Source organism: Sphingobium agrisoli (assembly GCF_041877245.1).
Taxonomy (GTDB): Bacteria; Pseudomonadota; Alphaproteobacteria; order Sphingomonadales; family Sphingomonadaceae; genus Sphingobium.
The window spans coordinates 376,341-392,601 of sequence record NZ_JBHDJI010000001.1; the positions used below are offsets into that span (position 1 = coordinate 376,341).

Sequence of the window (16,261 nt, forward strand, 5' to 3'; positions counted from 1 at the left end):
GGTCTCCTCGACGTAACGAAGCAACGTCAGAAGAGCGACGCCGCCGCCGCCGCGCTCGCCGCATCCAGCATGGGATTGAGCAGATAACCGAACACGATCACCACGGCGCACGCCGTCAGGATGACATTCTCGACCGCCCCGCCCTTCGCCTCATAGGCGGCGGCCGGCTCGTCGAAATAGATCGTCTTGATGATCTTGAGATAATAGAAGGCGCCGATCACCGAGGCCGCGATGCCGAAGGCGGCAAGCGCGGTCAGGTTGGCGGCGACCGCCGCGTCGAACACCAGGAACTTCGCCCAGAAACCGAACAGCGGCGGAATGCCGGCCATCGAGAACATGAAGATGGCAAAGGCAGCGGCCAGCCCCTTGCGGCTCTGCGACAGGCCGGACAGGCTGGCGATGGTCTCGACCGGCTTGCCGTGCGCGTCGCGCATCTGGAGTACGCACGCGAAGCCGCCGATCGTCATCACGACATAGATCGCCATGTAGCTCATCGTCGCGGCGACACCCGCAGGCGTGCCGCAGGCGAGGCCGATCAGCGCGAAGCCGACATTGTTGATCGACGAATAGGCCATCAGCCGCTTGATATTGGTCTGGCCGATCGCCGCCACCGCACCGAGAATGATCGAGGCCAGCGCCACGAAGATCACGATCTGTTGCCAGTCGAGGCCCGCCGGCCCCAGCGCCTCGATCGCCACGCGCACGGCAAGGCCCATAGCGGCGACCTTGGGCGCGCTGCCGAAGAAGGTGGTGACGGGCGTGGGCGCGCCTTCATACACGTCGGGCGTCCACATGTGGAAGGGCACGGCGCTCATCTTGAAGGCGAGACCGGCGAGCAGGAACACCATGCCGAACAGTTCGCCGTTCGACACGCCGTCGCCCATCGCCACCGCGATACCGTCAAACGCCGTCGTCCCGGTGAAGCCATAGAGCAGCGCCGAGCCATAGAGCAGGATGCCGCTCGCCAGCGACCCCAGCACGAAATATTTGAGCCCCGCTTCGGACGAACGCCCATCCTGCCGCATGAAGCTCGCCAGCACATAGGCGGCAAGGCTCTGCATTTCGAGACCGACATAAAGGGTCAGCAGGTCACCCGCCGACACCATCATGCCCATGCCGATGCTGCTGAACAGGATCAGCACCGGATATTCCGGCCGCTCCTTGCCATCGGTCTGGAAGAAGCGCGGCGCGAGCAGGATCGCAGCCGCCGCCGCACCGTAGATCAGCGCCTTGGCGAAGGCGGAGAAGGCGTCGGCGCGGACGAGGCCGTCAAATGCGTCGGGACCATGCGCGACCGAGGTCGAGATCGAGACGCCGGCAATCGCCAGCGTCAGCACCGCCAGCCAGTTGACGACGCGCGCCGTGCCGTCGCCGCCAAAAGCCGCGACCAGCATCAGCACCAGGCCGCCAGCGGTCAGGATGAGTTCCGGCAGAACCGCCAGAAGGGAAGCGGAATCGATCATCAGTGCGCCTCCCCGTGCGCGCTAGCTTCTTCATGGGTGGCGCCGCCGGCAGGCTTGGGCGCGCCCATCTTGATGTGGGAATCGCCTGCGGGCGCCGCCGGCGCCAGGCGCGCTTCAAGCGCACGGATGTCGGACCGCATCGGCGCCAGGAAGCTTTCCGGATAGACGCCCATCCACAGCACCGCCGCCGCAATCGGCGCCAGCAGCGCGATCTCGCGCACCGACAGGTCGGGCATGGCCGCCGCGTCGGCATTGACCTGCTCGCCATAGGCGATGCGGCGATAGAGGTAGAGCATATAGGCCGCGCCGAGGATGATGCCGGTCGTGCAGACCAGAGCCACCCAGCTCGATGCCTGATAGATGCCCATCAGCGACAGGAATTCGCCGACGAAATTCGACGTGCCCGGCAGGCCGACCGAGGCCATGGTGAACAGCAGGAACAGCACCGCATATTTGGGCATGTTGATGCTGAGCCCGCCATAACGGCTGATCTCGCGCGTGTGCAGCCGGTCGTAGATGACGCCGACGCACAGGAACAATGCGCCCGACACCAGGCCGTGGCCCAGCATCACCATCATCGCGCCCTCTATGCCCGCCTGATTGAAGGCGAACAGGCCGACCGTCACGATCGCCATGTGCGCGACCGAGGAATAGGCGATCAGCTTCTTCATGTCGCTCTGCACCAGCGCAACGAGGCTGGTATAGACCACCGCGACCATCGAAAGACCCCAGACCAGCCAGGCGAGTTGCGCCGAGGCTTCCGGGAACATCGGCAGCGAGAAGCGAATGAAGCCGTATCCGCCCATCTTCAACAGCACACCGGCCAGAATGACCGACCCTGCGGTCGGCGCCTGCACGTGCGCGTCGGGCAGCCAGGTGTGGACCGGCCACATCGGCATCTTGACCGCGAAGCTGGCGAAGAAGGCCAGGAACAGCCACGTCTGGACATGCGGGTCGAAATCATAGGCCATCAGCGCCGGGATTTCGGTCGTGCCGGCCTCATGCACCATCCACATCATCGCGATCAGCATCAGAACCGAGCCGAGCAGCGTGTAGAGGAAGAATTTATAGCTGGCGTAGATGCGGTCCGCGCCGCCCCAGATGCCGATGATCAGGTACATCGGGATCAGGCCGGCCTCGAACATCACGTAGAAAAGGTAGATGTCCTGCGCCGTGAAGACGCCGATCATCAGCACCTCCATGAACAGGAAGGCCGCCATATATTCGCCGACGCGCTTCTGAATGGCTTCCCAGCTCGCGCCGATGCAGATCGGCATCAGGAACACGGTCAGGACGATCAGCATCAGCGCGATGCCATCGATCCCCAGCGCCCAAGCGAAGCGACCGAAAATCGGTGCATATTCCTGGAACTGCCACTGGAGGCCGCCCTGGTCGAAGTTCGCCCAGAGGACGATGCCCAGCACCAGATCGACCAAGGTCGCGATCAGCGCGATCCAGCGCGCGGCATTGGCGCCCGCGAAGAGGCAGGCGATGGCCCCCGCCATCGGCACTGCCATCATCAGGGAAAGGATGGGGAAGCCGTCCATTATCGTGTCATCGCCCAGGTTGCGGCCGCGGCGAGCCCGATCAGCATCACCAGCGCGTAGGTGTAGAGGTAGCCGGACTGGAGCCGGCGGCTGATCCTGTTGCCCTGCACCACGAGCGCGGCGAGCCCATTGGGGCCGAAGCGGTCGATGAAGCCCACGTCACCGAACTTCCAGAAGAAGCGGCCGATGGCGAAGGCGGGCTTCACGAACAGGACATTATACAGCTCGTCGAAATACCATTTGTTGAGCAGGAACTGGTACAGCGCGCCGAACTGCGAGACGAAACGCCGCGGCCAGTCGGTGTTCTTGATGTAGCTCAGCCAGGCGATCAGCAGCCCCGTCAACATCACCGCGAACGGCCCGAACTTGACCCAGGTCGGCACTTCATGCGCCGCGTGCATCAGATGACTGTCGAACGCGAGCGCGCCCTTCCAGAACTCGATCCCGCCCTCCGGTCCGATGAACTGGTCATGGAAGACGAACCCTGCGAACACCGCGCCAAGGCTCAACACCACGAGCGGCACCAGCATGACCCAAGGGCTCTCATGCGGATGATAGCCGCCGGTGCCGGTGGGCAGCGCATGCGCGCCCGCCTCATGCCCATGGGGATCATGGCCCGCATCTTCCTGCGCCGGCGCATTGTCATGTTCCGACCCGTGGCCGTGCGTGGCATGATCGTCATGCCCGTGCGCGTCATGCAGCGCGTGCTGGATATGCTCCGAAGCGGCCCAGCGCGGCTTGCCGAAGAAGGTCAGGAACACCAGCCGCCAGCTATAGAAGCTGGTCAGCAGCGCGGCGAAGATGCCGACATAATATGCGCCCACGCCCGATCCGCCCGACGCGAAGGCCGCTTCCAGTATGCCGTCTTTGGAATAGAAGCCCGCAAAGCCATAGCCGATCAGCGGCAGACCGACGCCGGTGATGGCGAGGGTGCCCAGCGTCATCGTCCAGAAGGTGACCGGGATTTCTTTCCGCAGGCCGCCATAATAGCGCATGTCCTGCTCATGGTGCATCGCATGGATGACCGATCCCGCGCCCAGAAACAGCAGCGCCTTGAAAAAGGCGTGGGTGAAGAGGTGGAACATCGCCGCGCCATAAGCGCCGACACCCGCTGCGAAGAACATGTAGCCCAGCTGCGAACAGGTCGAATAGGCGATCACGCGCTTGATGTCGTTCTGCACCGTGCCGACCGTCGCCGCGAACAGGCAGGTCGCAGCCCCGATGAAGGTCACGAAGCCAAGCGCCGTCGGCGACGTCTCGAACATCGGCGACAGGCGGCACACCATGAACACGCCCGCCGTCACCATGGTCGCCGCGTGGATCAGCGCCGACACCGGCGTCGGGCCTTCCATCGCGTCAGGGAGCCAGGTGTGGAGGCCAAGCTGCGCCGATTTGCCCATCGCGCCGATGAACAGCAGCAGGCACAGCACCGTCATCGTGTCGAAGCGGTGCCCCAGGAACCCGATGGTGGAGCCGGCCATCGACGGCGCGGCCTCCAGGATTTCGGGGATGGAGATGGTGTTGAACACCAGATAGGTGCCGAAAATCCCCATCATGAAGCCGAGGTCGCCGACGCGGTTGACCACGAACGCCTTGATCGCGGCGGCGTTGGCCGACGGCTTGCGGAACCAGAAACCGATGAGGAGGTAGGAAGCGAGGCCCACCCCTTCCCAGCCGAAGAACATCTGGAGCAGGTTGTTCGCCGTCACCAGCATCAGCATCGCGAAGGTGAAGAGCGAGAGATAGGCGAAGAAGCGCGGCTGATCCGGCTCCTCTTCCATATAGCCCCAGCTGTAGAGGTGGACGAGGCTCGACACACTGGTGATGACCACCAGCATGACCGCCGTCATCGTGTCCACCCGCAGCGCCCATTGCGCGTCGAAGCTGCCGCTTTCGATCCAGGTGAAGAGCGGCTGCACATAGGCTTCGCTATGGCCGGTCAGGAACCCGATGAAGATCGGCCAGCTCATGGCGCAGCTGGCGAACAGCGCGCCGGTGGTGACGATCTTGGCCGGCAGCTTGCCCAGCGCCTTGTTGCCAAGGCCGGCAATGGCCGCCGCCAGCAGGGGAAGAAGGACGATAAGCTGGATCATGAAACGGCTCAGCCCTTCATCTGGTTGATGTCATCGACGGCAATCGTGCCGCGACCGCGGAAATAGATGACGAGGATCGCAAGGCCGATGGCCGCCTCGCCCGCCGCGACGGTCAGCACGAACATGCTGAACACCTGCCCGACCAGATCGCCCAGGAAGGCGCTGAAAGCGACGAGGTTGATGTTCACGCTCAGCAGGATCAGCTCGATCGCCATCAGGATGATGATGACGTTCTTGCGGTTGATGAAGATGCCCAGCACCCCCATCACGAACAGGATCGCGCTCACGACCAGATAATGTTGCAGGCCGATCATGACGGCATCCTTTCGAAGGAGGCCGTCACCCCAGCGAATGCTGGGGTCTCATGCCCCACGTGCCGCGCCAGCCGGCCCGAGATGCCAGCCTTCGCTGGCATGACGGTGCGAAAGATCACAGCTCCACCCCCTGCCCGACGGGCTGATTGACGTTGCGCACCGCGTCCTGCGGCCGGCGCTGGTTCTGGCGGGCGATATTCTGGCCGCGCACCCCGCCCCGCGCCCGATGGGTCAGCACGATCGCGCCGATCATCGCCACCAGCAGGACGATGCCCGCCGCCTCGAACAGGAAGATGTAGCGCGTATAGAGCAGCCCGCCGATCGCCTGGATGTTGCTCAGTTCCGGGTTGGCCGGCGCGGCACGCTGCGCCAGTTCGATGGGCCCCGCGCTCCACAGGCCAATGCCCAGCACGATCTCGGCCAGCAGCACCGCCGCGATCAGCAGGCCGAACGGCAGATAATCGACGAACCCCGCGCGCAGTTCGGCAAAATCGATGTCGAGCATCATGACGACGAACAGGAACAGCACCGCGACCGCGCCGACATAGACGATGACCAGCAGCATCGCGATGAATTCGGCCCCCAGCAGCACCATGAGGCCGGCCGCGTTGAAGAAGGCGAGGATCAGCCACAGCACCGAATGAACGGGGTTGCGCGACAGGATCGTCAGCGCACCGCTGCACACGACGAGCGTCGCGAACAGGTAGAAGGCGATTACATGGATCATTGGATATACTCGGCCCCCTCGGCCCCTACCCCGTTCATCCTGAGTAGCTGCTGAGCCTGTCGAAGCAGCGTATCGAAGGACGCGCGCAGAGCCTTCGATACAGGCCCTCGACAAGCTCGGTCCTTACTCAGGCCGAACGGCTCTTGGAGATTCCGCACGCCCATTACCGATAGGGCGCATCGGCGGCAAGGTTCGCGGCGATCGCGCGTTCCCACTTGTCGCCATTCTCGAGGAGCTTGGCCTTGTCGTAGATCAGCTCCTCGCGGGTTTCGGTCGAAAATTCGAAATTCGGCCCTTCCACGACCGCGTCCACCGGGCAGGCTTCCTGGCAGAAGCCGCAATAGATGCACTTTGTCATGTCGATGTCATAGCGCGTGGTGCGGCGGCTACCATCCTCGCGCGGCTGCGCCTCGATGGTGATCGCCTGCGCCGGACAGATGGCCTCGCACAACTTGCACGCGATGCAGCGCTCTTCCCCGTTGGGATAGCGACGCAGCGCATGCTCGCCCCGGAAGCGCGGCGAGATCGGGTTCTTTTCATAGGGATAGTTGATGGTCGCCTTGGGCTTGAAGAAATACTTCAAGGTCAACCAATGCGCCTTCATGAACTCCCAGAGGGTGAAGGATTTGACGTAGTATCCGACGCTCATCACAAGCCTTCCACGCTAAACTCGCCCGACACGCTTTTGCAATCTGCGGATACTATTCGCTTGTATCCTTTCCGATAGGTGTCATCGGTGTAGCTAACTACATCTACAGAAAGATTTTCAGCTTTGCCGCCAACAACATCGCCACTTAACTGGATCGAATAATATTTTCCGTCCGCGCCACCTCGCGCATCGCCCATTAGAACTTTGGACCCATCGTCACGATCAAACACACGGACGATGCTGCGGCTCGCGTCAACGCGGCCTGTCAACCATGACGTACGCTCATTTGAACGCACCGCCACATGAGGCACAGCTCCATCCCGGGTAAGTTCAATCACAAATTGATCACCCGATGATCCGAATGTGCTTGCGGTACAGATGCTCGCAAGCGCGGCAAATGCTAACCCCATCATCCCCCATACCTCGTCAGCATGAGGAAGCCCGACACCAGGAACACGAACAGCAGCGAGGTCGGCAGGAAGATTTTCCAGCCCAGCCGCATCAGCTGGTCATAGCGATAACGGGGCACCGTCGCCTTCACCCAGGAGAAGACGAAGAAGAAGAACAGGATCTTGGCGAACAGCCAGAGGATGCCCGGCACCCAATAGAGCGGCGCCCAGTCCACGGGCGGAAGATAGCCGCCCCAGAACAGGATGGCGTTCAGCGCGCACATCAGGATGACGTTGGCATATTCGCCGAGCCAGTAGAGGGCGAAAGCCATCGACGAATATTCGGTCTGGTATCCCGCGACCAGCTCGCTTTCCGCTTCGGTGAGGTCGAAGGGCGCGCGCGCCGTTTCCGCCATCGCGGAGATCAGGAACATGATCGCCATCGGGAAGAGCAGCGGATTGAAGCCGTTGCCGTTCAGAAAGCCATAATAGCCCTTCTGGCTCTCCACGATCTGGGTCAGGTTGAAGCTGCCCGCCCACAGCACGACGCAGATCAGGATGAAGCCGATCGAGACTTCGTAGGAAATCATCTGCGCCGACGCGCGAATCGCGGAATAGAAGGGATATTTGGAGTTGGACGCCCACCCCGCCAGCACCACGCCATAAACGCCGAGCGACGAAATCGCGAGGATGTAGAGCAGGCCGACATTGATGTTCGCCAGCACCACGCCGACCTGGAACGGCACCACCGCCCAGGCCATCAGCGCGACGGTGAAGGTGATGATCGGCGCGATCAGGAACAGGGTCTTGTTCGCGGCCGACGGGATGATGGTTTCTTGAAGGAAGACCTTCAGGCCGTCCGCGAAGGACTGGAGCAGCCCGAACGGGCCGACCACGTTCGGCCCGCGCCGCAACGCCATCGCCGCCCAGATCTTGCGGTCGGCATAAATGATCATCGCCACCGCCAGCATGACCGGCAGCGCTATCAGCAAAATGCCGATGATGGTCGAAACGAACCACGCGCCCTCGAACGGCAGGCCCAGATTTTGGAAGAAAGCGGTCATTACTTCTCGTTACCCTCCCCGTTCGCTTCGAGCAGCTTCGAGCGAAGCCGAGAAGCGTCAGTCGAGAAGTTGGCGCGCAGTTCTCGACAGGCTCGAACCGAACGGCTGTGGGTGGTCGCGGCCAACGGCATCACTCCGCCGCCTCCGCAAAGGTCTCGCCATGGACCAGTTCCGCCGAACATTGCTGCATCGTCGGGCTGGCGCGGCAGATCGCGTTTGTGAGGTAATAATCCTTGATCGGCGACCCGATCGCGCCGGTCGCCCCGGTCGGCAACTTGGGCACGGACCAGCCATAGTCGGCCAGCCCCTCGACCCCCAGCGCCGGCACCGCCTCCGCCATCTGGGTGCGAAGCTGCTCAAAGCTATCGAACGGCAACCGCGCGCCCATCACGTCGGACAGCGCCCGCAGGATCGACCAGTCCTCGCGCGCATCGCCCGGCGCGAACACGGCCTTGTCGCCGCGCTGAACCCGGCCTTCCAGATTGACGTAGGTGCCCGCCTTCTCGGCATAGCTTGCGCCCGGCAAGATCACGTCCGCCGCATGCGCGCCCTTGTCGCCATGATGGCCGACATAGACCTTGAAGCTTTCGCCGAACGCCGAATAATCCACCTCGTCCGCGCCGAACGAGAAGAGCAGCTTGGGCTTGGCCGCCGCCATCGCCTTGACGCCGCCGTCCATCGCCCAGCCGAGCATCAGCCCGCCCATCCGCGCCGCGGCAAAATGCACGACATTATAGCCGTTCCAGTTGTCCTTGATCAGGCCCAGCGTCTCGACCAGCGCCAGCGTGTCGCCATGCGCGCCGTCCTTTGCCAGCGTGCCGCCGCCCACGATCATCGCCGGCCGCGCCGCGCCGCCGAACGCATCAAGCACCGCCTGCGGCAGCTTGCCCAGCAGCGCCGCATCGTCGCCCAGCCATTCGACCTTGTAGGTCAGGTCATGTTCCGGCCCGATGCCGAACACCCTCGCCCCGCGCTTGATCGCCTTGCGCAGCCGCGTGTTCACCAGCGGCGCTTCCCAGCGCAAATTGGTGCCGACCAGCAGGATGACGTCCGCCGTTTCCAGATCGGCGAGCGGCGTGTTGAACACCACCGCCGACAGGCTCGACACGTCATAGGCCAGGCCCGTCTGCCGTCCCTCCAGCATCGTGCCGCCTAGCTTTTCGACCAGCAGCTTGCCGGCGAACATCGTCTCGCAATCGAGCAGGTCGCCGGCAATGGCCGCGACACTGCCGCCATGCGGAACGGCCGCGATGGCCTTGAACGCCTCTTCCCAGGTCGCAGGAACCAGCTTGCCGTCCTTGCGCACGAACGGCTTGTCGAGCCGCTTGCGCACCAGGCCATCGACATTGTGGCGCGTCTTGTCCGACGCCCATTCCTCGTTCACGTCGTCATTGATGCGCGGCACGGCGCGCAGCACCTGACGACCACGGCTGTCGAGGCGAATGTTGGTGCCGACCGCGTCCATCACATCGATGGCGTGCGTCTTCTTCAGCTCCCACGGCCGCGCCTCGAACGCATAGGGCTTGGACGTCAGCGCGCCCACCGGGCACAGGTCCACCACATTGCCCGACAGCTCGCTCTTGGCGGCATGTTCGAGGTACGTGGTGATCTGCATATTCTCGCCGCGATAGATCGCGCCGATTTCCGGCACGCCGGCGACTTCCTCGGCAAAGCGCACGCAGCGGGTGCACTGGATGCAGCGGGTCATGACCGTCTTGACGATCGGCCCCATATATTTCTCGGTGACGGCGCGCTTGTTCTCGTCATAGCGCGACGCGCCGCGGCCATAGGCCACCGACTGGTCCTGAAGGTCGCACTCGCCGCCCTGATCGCAAATCGGGCAATCGAGCGGGTGGTTGATGAGCAGAAACTCCATCACCCCTTCGCGGGCCTTCTTCACCATTTCGGTCTGGGTGAAGATTTCCTGATTGTCCGCCGCCGGCAGCGCGCACGACGCCTGCGGCTTGGGCGGTCCGGGCTTCACCTCGACCAGGCACATGCGGCAATTGCCGGCGATGCTCAGGCGCTCATGATAGCAGAAGCGCGGGATTTCCTTGCCGGCCAGTTCGCACGCCTGAAGGACCGTGGCGCCCGCCGGGACGTCGATTTCTACGCCATCTACTTTGACTTTAGGCATGATCGTCGCCCTTTTCGGCATAGGTGAAACCCATGGCGAGTGCTCCGGGAATAAAAGGATTTTCAGGGTTCGGAATCAGCTGCTGGCGAACTGGATCGATCAGCACGTCCATGGATTCCATCGGGATCGCGCCCAGCAGGACCATATCCCCCATCACCAGCGCACCCGCGACGGCCGAGCGCCCGAAAGCCTCGATCTTGACCGGCGCGACATAGTCGACAATCTCCACGCGACCGTCGGCCAGATGGACCTTGCGCTCTTCTACCTTCGTCAGGCGGAGTTGCTTGGCGATCAGGCGCGGAATGCACAGTTCGAGCGCACCGCTATCCACCAGCGCATTCGCATCGACTTCTTCGATCTGCGGTTCAGCGAAATTCGACAGCCGGATATGTTGGCGAACCAGCCCCATTACTCCGCCGCCTCCATCACCGGCGCGCCGCGTTCGGCGATCCGGCGTTCGATTTCCGGGCGGAAGTGGCGGATCAGGCCCTGAATCGGCCAGGCTGCCGCATCGCCCAGCGCGCAGATGGTGTGGCCTTCGACCTGCTTGGTCACCTGGAACAGCATGTCGATCTCGCTCTGGTCGGCGTCGCCGGTGCGCAACCGCTCCATCACGCGCCACATCCAGCCAGTGCCTTCGCGGCAGGGCGTGCACTGGCCGCAGCTTTCATGCTTGTAGAAATAGCTGAGGCGGCTGATCGCGCGGACGATGTCGGTGGACTTGTCCATGACGATGACGGCGGCGGTGCCGAGGCCGCTCCCAAGCGCGCGCAGCCCGTCAAAGTCCATCGGCGCGTCCATGATCTCCTTCGCAGGCACCAGAGGCACCGACGAGCCGCCGGGAATGACCGCGAGCAGATTGTCCCACCCGCCCCGGATGCCGCCGCAATGGCGGTCGATCAGTTCGCGGAACGGGATCGACATGCTTTCCTCGACCACGCAGGGCTTGTTTACATGGCCGCTGATCTGGAACAGCTTGGTGCCGCGATTATTCTCGCGCCCGAAGCCGTTGAACCACGCCGCGCCGCGCCTGAGGATCGTGGGGCTGACCGCGATCGATTCCACATTGTTGACCGTGGTCGGGCAGCCATAGAGGCCCGCGCCCGCCGGGAAGGGCGGCTTGAGGCGCGGCTGGCCCTTCTTGCCTTCGAGGCTTTCGATCTGCGCGGTTTCCTCGCCACAGATATAGGCACCCGCGCCGCGATGGACGAACACGTCGAAATCATAGCCCGACCCGCAGGCATTCTTGCCGAGGAAGCCCTTTTCATAGGCCTGCTCCACGGCGGCGAAGAGCACCTTCGCCTCATAGATGAACTCGCCGCGGATGTAGATATAGGCGGCGCGCGCACGCATCGCGAAACCGGCGATCAGCGCGCCTTCGATCAGCTTGTGCGGATCGTGGCGGATGATCTCGCGGTCCTTGCACGAACCGGGTTCGGATTCGTCGGCGTTGATCACCAGGAAGCTCGGGCGGCCGTCCTTGCTTTCCTTGGGCATGAAGCTCCACTTCATGCCGGTCGGGAAGCCCGCGCCGCCACGGCCGCGCAGGTTGGACGCCTTGATGATATTGATGATCTCGTCCTGCCCAATTTCGAGCAGCTTCTTGGTATTGTCCCAATCGCCGCGCTTCATGGCGGCGTCGATGCCCCAATCCTGGAAGCCATGGACGTTGGTGAAGATGCGGTCCTTGTCGGCGAGCGGGCCAACGAAGGGGGCGGGTGCGGGTGCGTCGGTCATGCGAACAGTCCCATCTGACATCCGTTCGCCCTGAGTAGGGGCTGAGCGAAGCCGAAGACCCGTATCGAAGGGTCATGCGCAACAACCGTCCTTCGATACGCCACTTCGACAAGCTCAGTGGCTACTCTGGACGAACGGTGGATTTCGAGCGGAATGGTCATCACCACTCTCCCCGATAGTCGTGATTTTCGCTGATCATCTCTTTCAGCGTCGTCGGGCCGCCTTCGGGCGCGCTCGTCTGGCGGTCGATCTGCGGCCCGATCTTGGGCTGACCACCAGCCGCCAGCGTGTCCAGCACCGCCGTCATGCTGTCATAGGTCAGGTCTTCATAATTGTCGTCGTTGATCTGGACCATCGGCGCGTTGGCGCACGCGCCCAGGCACTCGACCTCGGTCAGGGTGAACAGGCCATCGGGTGTGGTCGCGCCCTTCACCAGCCCCTTGTTCTTGCAGGCCGCGAACACATCGTCGGAGCCGCGCAACATGCAGGGCGTCGTGCCGCACACCTGCACATGATAGCGGCCGACCGGCGCGAGGTTGTACATGGTGTAGAAGGTCGCGACCTCATAGACACGCATATACGGCATATCGAGCTGCCGCCCGATATATTCCATCACCGGCACGGGCAGCCAGCCCTGCGTCTGCGTCTCCGCGCCGACCTGCCGCTGAGCGAGATCGAGCAGCGGCATCACCGCAGACTGCTGGCGGCCGGCGGGATAGCGGGCGATGACCTTCTCCGCCTGCGCGGCGTTTTCAGCCGTCCACGCAAACGCGCCCCAGCGCGCGCGGGTCTCGGCTTCGTCGGGAATATGGGGTGCGTCAGCCATGCTTTGGCTCCGAAAGCAAAACATCAAGGGGCGCTTCAGTAAATTCCTGCCAAAGCCCGAAAGCCACGCAAACTAGTCCTGCGACGATACCGAACTCCACAACATCCGCTCGCGAACGAGCCCAACCGCCGAGCGTAAACAGCGTGAAGCCGAAGCAAAACTGTTTGGCAGCCACTCTAAAAAAGCGCCAGCTCGTCACCGGTCACACTCCCCGAACACGATGTCCATCGCGCCCAGCACGGCGGTGGTGTCGGCGAGCATGTGGCCCTTCATCATGAAGTCCATCGCCTGCAGGTGCGAGAAGGCCGTGGGGCGGATCTTGCAACGATAGGGCTTGTTGCTGCCGTCCGCGACGAGATAGACGCCGAATTCGCCCTTGGGGCTTTCGGTCGCCACATAGACCTCGCCGGCGGGCACGTGGAAGCCCTCGGTATAGAGCTTGAAGTGGTGGATGAGCGCCTCCATCGATCGCTTCATCTCGCCGCGCTTGGGCGGCACCACCTTGCGGTCGAAGCTGGCGATCGGACCTTCGGGCATTTCATTGAGGCACTGCTTCATGATCCGCGCGGACTGGCGGACCTCCTCGACGCGGACCATGAACCGGTCGTAGCAGTCGAAATTGGTGCCGACCGGGACGTCGAACTCCATGCGGTCATAGACGTCGTAGGGCTGCGCCTTGCGGATGTCCCAAGGGATGCCGCTGCCGCGGATCATCGGGCCGGAAAAGCCCCATTTCAGGGCGTCTTCCTTGCTGACCACGGCAATGTCGACATTGCGCTGCTTGAAGATGCGGTTGTCCGCGACCAGGCTCATCGCATCCTCGAACAGGCGCGGCAGGCGCGTGTCGAGCCAGTCGGCGATGTCGGTCAGGAGCTTCAGCGGCACATCCTGATGCACGCCACCCGGCCGGAAATAAGCCGAGTGCATCCGCGCGCCCGACGCCCGCTCGAAGAAGTTGAGGCAATCCTCGCGGATTTCGAACAGCCACAGGTTGGGCGTCATCGCGCCCACATCCATGACGTGCGAACCCAGGTTCAGCATGTGATTGCAGATGCGGGTCAGTTCCGCGAAAAAGACGCGCAGATATTGCGCGCGCAGCGGCACTTCCAGATTCAGCAGCTTCTCGACCGCCAGAACGTAGGAGTGTTCCATCCCGAGCGGCGAACAATAGTCGAGCCGGTCGAAATAGGGCAGCGCCTGAAGATAGGTCTTGTATTCGATGAGCTTCTCGGTGCCGCGATGCAGCAGGCCCACATGGGGGTCGCACCGCTCCACGATCTCGCCGTCCAGTTCCATGACGAGCCGCAGCACGCCGTGCGCGGCGGGATGCTGCGGGCCGAAATTGATCGTGTAATTCTGGATGTCCGTGTCGCCCAGCGTCGGATCGGCCGCGTCGGTGCGGTGCGCCAGTTCGTCGAGATAGTCTGCCATCAGCCCTTGTCCTCGGGCTTGGCGACGCCTTTGCCCTCGTCGGTATGGTGTTCCGGCTTGACCGGCGCGTCAGCCGATTTCTCCGCCGCCTTCGCGTTGGCGGCTTCGCCCGCGCCGGTGTCTTCTTTCTTCTCGGTCACCTTGGGCGTCGCAGCCGCAGCGTCACCCTTTGGCGCGGCAGGAGGCGGCGGCGGCGCAGCGGCAGGCGACGGCGCGCCGGGCGCCTGCGGGGCCTTCTCGTCGCCGGGCAGGATATATTCCGCGCCTTCCCACGGACTCATGAAGTCGAAGCTGCGGAAATCCTGCGCCAGCTTGACCGGCTCATAGACGACGCGCTTGTCTTCCTCCGAATAACGCAGCTCGACATAGCCGGTCAGCGGAAAGTCCTTGCGCTGCGGATGACCCTTGAAGCCATAGTCGGTCAGGATGCGGCGCAGGTCGGCATTGCCGTCGAACACCACGCCATACATGTCGAACACCTCGCGCTCCAGCCAGCCGGCGACCGGCCAGATGTGCGTGACGGACGGAACGGGCCTATCCTCGTCGGTCGTCACCTTCACCCGCACGCGATGGTTCCGGGTGACGCTGAGGAGATGATAGCAGACCTCGAACCGTTCGGGACGGTCGGGATAGTCGACCCCGGCAATCTCCATCAGCTGCTGATAGCCGGCGCGATCGCGCAACAGCGTCAGCGCTTCGGCCAGGCTCTCGCGCACGACGGTAAAGCTATATTCATCGGCATGGTGGACGGTCTCCACCAGCATCGACCCCAGCAGCCCGCCGATTTCCTCGGCGATCCCGTCGATGGTCGCGATCTTCGGTGCGGAATGGCCCATATCAGCGCTCAATCGTTCCGATGCGGCGGATCTTCCGCTGCAACTGCATCACGCCATAGAGCAGCGCCTCGGCGGTCGGCGGACAGCCGGGAACGTAGATGTCCACCGGCACGATGCGGTCGCACCCGCGAACCACCGAATAGCTGTAATGATAATAGCCGCCGCCATTGGCGCAGCTGCCCATCGAAATCACATATTTCGGGTTGGACATCTGGTCATAGACCTTGCGGAGCGCCGGGGCCATCTTGTTGCACAGCGTGCCGGCGACGATCATCACGTCGCTCTGGCGCGGGGACGCGCGCGGCGCCGCGCCGAAGCGTTCCATGTCGTAACGCGGCATGTTGACGTGGATCATCTCCACCGCGCAGCAGGCAAGGCCGAAGGTCATCCACCACAGCGACCCGGTGCGCGCCCACTGGAACAGCTCCTCGGTCGAGGTGACGAGAAAGCCCTTGTCGTTCACTTCGCCGTTCAGCGAGTCGAAGAAGGCCTGATCGGGCTGGGTGCCGAGCGGCGGCAGGGTGCCGGGCGCTGGCGTCGTGAGTTCTACTCCCAATCGAGTGCTCCCTTCTTCCACGCATAGACGAGGCCGAGCACCAGCTCCGCTATGAAGATCATCATGGTCGCCCAGCCGGCCCAGCCGATCTGGTCCAGGCTCACCGCCCAGGGAAAGAGGAACGCCGCCTCCAGGTCGAAAATGATGAACAGGATGGCGACGAGGTAGAAGCGCACGTCGAACTGGCTGCGCGGCTCCTCGAACGCTGGAAATCCGCACTCATATTCGCTGAGCTTGGCGGGGTCTGGCTGGTGCGCGCCGGTCAGGCGGCCCACCAGCATCGGCAGGAAAACGAACGTGCCGGAGAGCAGCAGCGCGACCCCGAGAAAGATCAGGATCGGCAGATATTGGCTTAGATCGACCAACGGTATCCCCTGGGCGAAAAGGTTGTGGGCGCGCTTTAGGCCCGCTGCACATGCGAAGCAAGGGGCGGCGGCGGTGAGAATGACTCGCAAAAAAGGGCAGTCACCCGAAACGCTGGACGTCTGTTAC

At 63.2% G+C, this 16,261-nt stretch carries 17 protein-coding genes; all 17 read right to left on the minus strand.

The genetic code is table 11. The features are described 5' to 3' along the window. Positions 1-26: 26 nt before the first annotated feature. The 17 genes from nuoN to ACETPF_RS01840 all read right to left on the minus strand — a co-directional run bounded on the left by nuoN (position 27) and on the right by ACETPF_RS01840 (position 16,134). Positions 27-1,463, minus strand: a complete 1,437-nt coding sequence (nuoN, locus tag ACETPF_RS01760) for an NADH-quinone oxidoreductase subunit NuoN (protein WP_373932543.1) — start codon at positions 1,461-1,463, stop codon at positions 27-29. Then, positions 1,463-3,010, minus strand: a complete 1,548-nt coding sequence (locus ACETPF_RS01765) for an NADH-quinone oxidoreductase subunit M (RefSeq protein WP_373932544.1) — start codon at positions 3,008-3,010, stop codon at positions 1,463-1,465. Before ACETPF_RS01765 ends, nuoN begins: the two co-directional genes overlap by 1 nt. After that, on the minus strand, positions 3,010-5,103 hold the full coding sequence (nuoL, locus tag ACETPF_RS01770) for an NADH-quinone oxidoreductase subunit L (protein WP_373932545.1): 2,094 nt from the start codon (positions 5,101-5,103) through the stop codon (positions 3,010-3,012). The genes ACETPF_RS01765 and nuoL overlap by 1 nt, the downstream gene beginning before the upstream one ends. Before the next feature lie 8 nt (positions 5,104-5,111). Further along, entirely contained in the window at positions 5,112-5,417 is a 306-nt protein-coding gene (gene nuoK / locus ACETPF_RS01775; protein ID WP_009821720.1) for an NADH-quinone oxidoreductase subunit NuoK, read from the minus strand. Positions 5,418-5,532: 115 nt separating this feature from the next. Next, a complete protein-coding gene (locus ACETPF_RS01780; protein ID WP_373932546.1) occupies positions 5,533-6,144 on the minus strand; it encodes an NADH-quinone oxidoreductase subunit J in 612 nt (203 codons plus the stop codon). Positions 6,145-6,307: 163 nt separating this feature from the next. Further along, positions 6,308-6,793, minus strand: coding sequence for an NADH-quinone oxidoreductase subunit NuoI (gene nuoI / locus ACETPF_RS01785; RefSeq protein WP_373932547.1), 486 nt, complete (start codon positions 6,791-6,793; stop codon positions 6,308-6,310). Next, on the minus strand, positions 6,793-7,206 hold the full coding sequence (locus ACETPF_RS01790) for a hypothetical protein (RefSeq protein ID WP_373932548.1): 414 nt from the start codon (positions 7,204-7,206) through the stop codon (positions 6,793-6,795). Before ACETPF_RS01790 ends, nuoI begins: the two co-directional genes overlap by 1 nt. Then, positions 7,203-8,246: an NADH-quinone oxidoreductase subunit NuoH gene (nuoH, locus tag ACETPF_RS01795; RefSeq protein WP_373932549.1), complete on the minus strand. Its 1,044-nt coding sequence runs from the start codon at positions 8,244-8,246 to the stop codon at positions 7,203-7,205. Before nuoH ends, ACETPF_RS01790 begins: the two co-directional genes overlap by 4 nt. Positions 8,247-8,376: 130 nt before the next feature. Next, complete coding sequence (nuoG, locus tag ACETPF_RS01800) at positions 8,377-10,383, minus strand: NADH-quinone oxidoreductase subunit NuoG (protein ID WP_373932550.1); 2,007 nt, start codon at positions 10,381-10,383, stop codon at positions 8,377-8,379. Then, positions 10,376-10,792: a clan AA aspartic protease gene (locus tag ACETPF_RS01805; protein ID WP_373932551.1), complete on the minus strand. Its 417-nt coding sequence runs from the start codon at positions 10,790-10,792 to the stop codon at positions 10,376-10,378. Before ACETPF_RS01805 ends, nuoG begins: the two co-directional genes overlap by 8 nt. Continuing rightward, positions 10,792-12,120 carry an NADH-quinone oxidoreductase subunit NuoF gene (nuoF, locus tag ACETPF_RS01810; RefSeq protein ID WP_373932552.1) on the minus strand — a complete coding sequence of 443 codons (1,329 nt, stop codon included), beginning with the start codon at positions 12,118-12,120 and terminating at the stop codon, positions 10,792-10,794. Before nuoF ends, ACETPF_RS01805 begins: the two co-directional genes overlap by 1 nt. Positions 12,121-12,280: 160 nt before the next feature. Then, on the minus strand, positions 12,281-12,946 hold the full coding sequence (locus ACETPF_RS01815; protein WP_373932553.1) for a complex I 24 kDa subunit family protein: 666 nt from the start codon (positions 12,944-12,946) through the stop codon (positions 12,281-12,283). After that, entirely contained in the window at positions 12,939-13,145 is a 207-nt protein-coding gene (locus tag ACETPF_RS01820; RefSeq protein WP_373932554.1) for a hypothetical protein, read from the minus strand. Before ACETPF_RS01820 ends, ACETPF_RS01815 begins: the two co-directional genes overlap by 8 nt. Further along, the gene (locus ACETPF_RS01825; protein ID WP_373932555.1) at positions 13,142-14,377 is read right to left on the minus strand and encodes an NADH-quinone oxidoreductase subunit D; all 1,236 of its coding nucleotides are present in this window, start codon (positions 14,375-14,377) and stop codon (positions 13,142-13,144) included. The genes ACETPF_RS01820 and ACETPF_RS01825 overlap by 4 nt, the downstream gene beginning before the upstream one ends. Next, positions 14,377-15,213, minus strand: coding sequence for an NADH-quinone oxidoreductase subunit C (locus ACETPF_RS01830; RefSeq protein ID WP_373932556.1), 837 nt, complete (start codon positions 15,211-15,213; stop codon positions 14,377-14,379). The genes ACETPF_RS01825 and ACETPF_RS01830 overlap by 1 nt, the downstream gene beginning before the upstream one ends. 1 nt (position 15,214) lies before the next feature. Continuing rightward, positions 15,215-15,769, minus strand: a complete 555-nt coding sequence (locus tag ACETPF_RS01835) for a NuoB/complex I 20 kDa subunit family protein (RefSeq protein WP_373932557.1) — start codon at positions 15,767-15,769, stop codon at positions 15,215-15,217. Beyond that, positions 15,760-16,134 carry an NADH-quinone oxidoreductase subunit A gene (locus ACETPF_RS01840; RefSeq protein WP_373932558.1) on the minus strand — a complete coding sequence of 125 codons (375 nt, stop codon included), beginning with the start codon at positions 16,132-16,134 and terminating at the stop codon, positions 15,760-15,762. Before ACETPF_RS01840 ends, ACETPF_RS01835 begins: the two co-directional genes overlap by 10 nt. Positions 16,135-16,261: the final 127 nt, after the last annotated feature.

Bases quoted from the DNA above. Each gene is read 5' to 3' on its own strand.
- nuoN (WP_373932543.1), bottom strand. From the start codon at position 1,463: ATGATCGATTCCGCTTCCCTTCTGGCGGTTCTGCCGGAACTCATCCTG.
- ACETPF_RS01765 (WP_373932544.1), bottom strand. From the start codon at position 3,010: ATGGACGGCTTCCCCATCCTTTCCCTGATGATGGCAGTGCCGATGGCG.
- nuoL (WP_373932545.1), bottom strand. From the start codon at position 5,103: ATGATCCAGCTTATCGTCCTTCTTCCCCTGCTGGCGGCGGCCATTGCC.
- nuoK (WP_009821720.1), bottom strand. From the start codon at position 5,417: ATGATCGGCCTGCAACATTATCTGGTCGTGAGCGCGATCCTGTTCGTG.
- ACETPF_RS01780 (WP_373932546.1), bottom strand. From the start codon at position 6,144: ATGATCCATGTAATCGCCTTCTACCTGTTCGCGACGCTCGTCGTGTGC.
- nuoI (WP_373932547.1), bottom strand. From the start codon at position 6,793: ATGAGCGTCGGATACTACGTCAAATCCTTCACCCTCTGGGAGTTCATG.
- ACETPF_RS01790 (WP_373932548.1), bottom strand. From the start codon at position 7,206: ATGATGGGGTTAGCATTTGCCGCGCTTGCGAGCATCTGTACCGCAAGC.
- nuoH (WP_373932549.1), bottom strand. From the start codon at position 8,246: ATGACCGCTTTCTTCCAAAATCTGGGCCTGCCGTTCGAGGGCGCGTGG.
- nuoG (WP_373932550.1), bottom strand. From the start codon at position 10,383: ATGCCTAAAGTCAAAGTAGATGGCGTAGAAATCGACGTCCCGGCGGGC.
- ACETPF_RS01805 (WP_373932551.1), bottom strand. From the start codon at position 10,792: ATGGGGCTGGTTCGCCAACATATCCGGCTGTCGAATTTCGCTGAACCG.
- nuoF (WP_373932552.1), bottom strand. From the start codon at position 12,120: ATGACCGACGCACCCGCACCCGCCCCCTTCGTTGGCCCGCTCGCCGAC.
- ACETPF_RS01815 (WP_373932553.1), bottom strand. From the start codon at position 12,946: ATGGCTGACGCACCCCATATTCCCGACGAAGCCGAGACCCGCGCGCGC.
- ACETPF_RS01825 (WP_373932555.1), bottom strand. From the start codon at position 14,377: ATGGCAGACTATCTCGACGAACTGGCGCACCGCACCGACGCGGCCGAT.
- ACETPF_RS01830 (WP_373932556.1), bottom strand. From the start codon at position 15,213: ATGGGCCATTCCGCACCGAAGATCGCGACCATCGACGGGATCGCCGAG.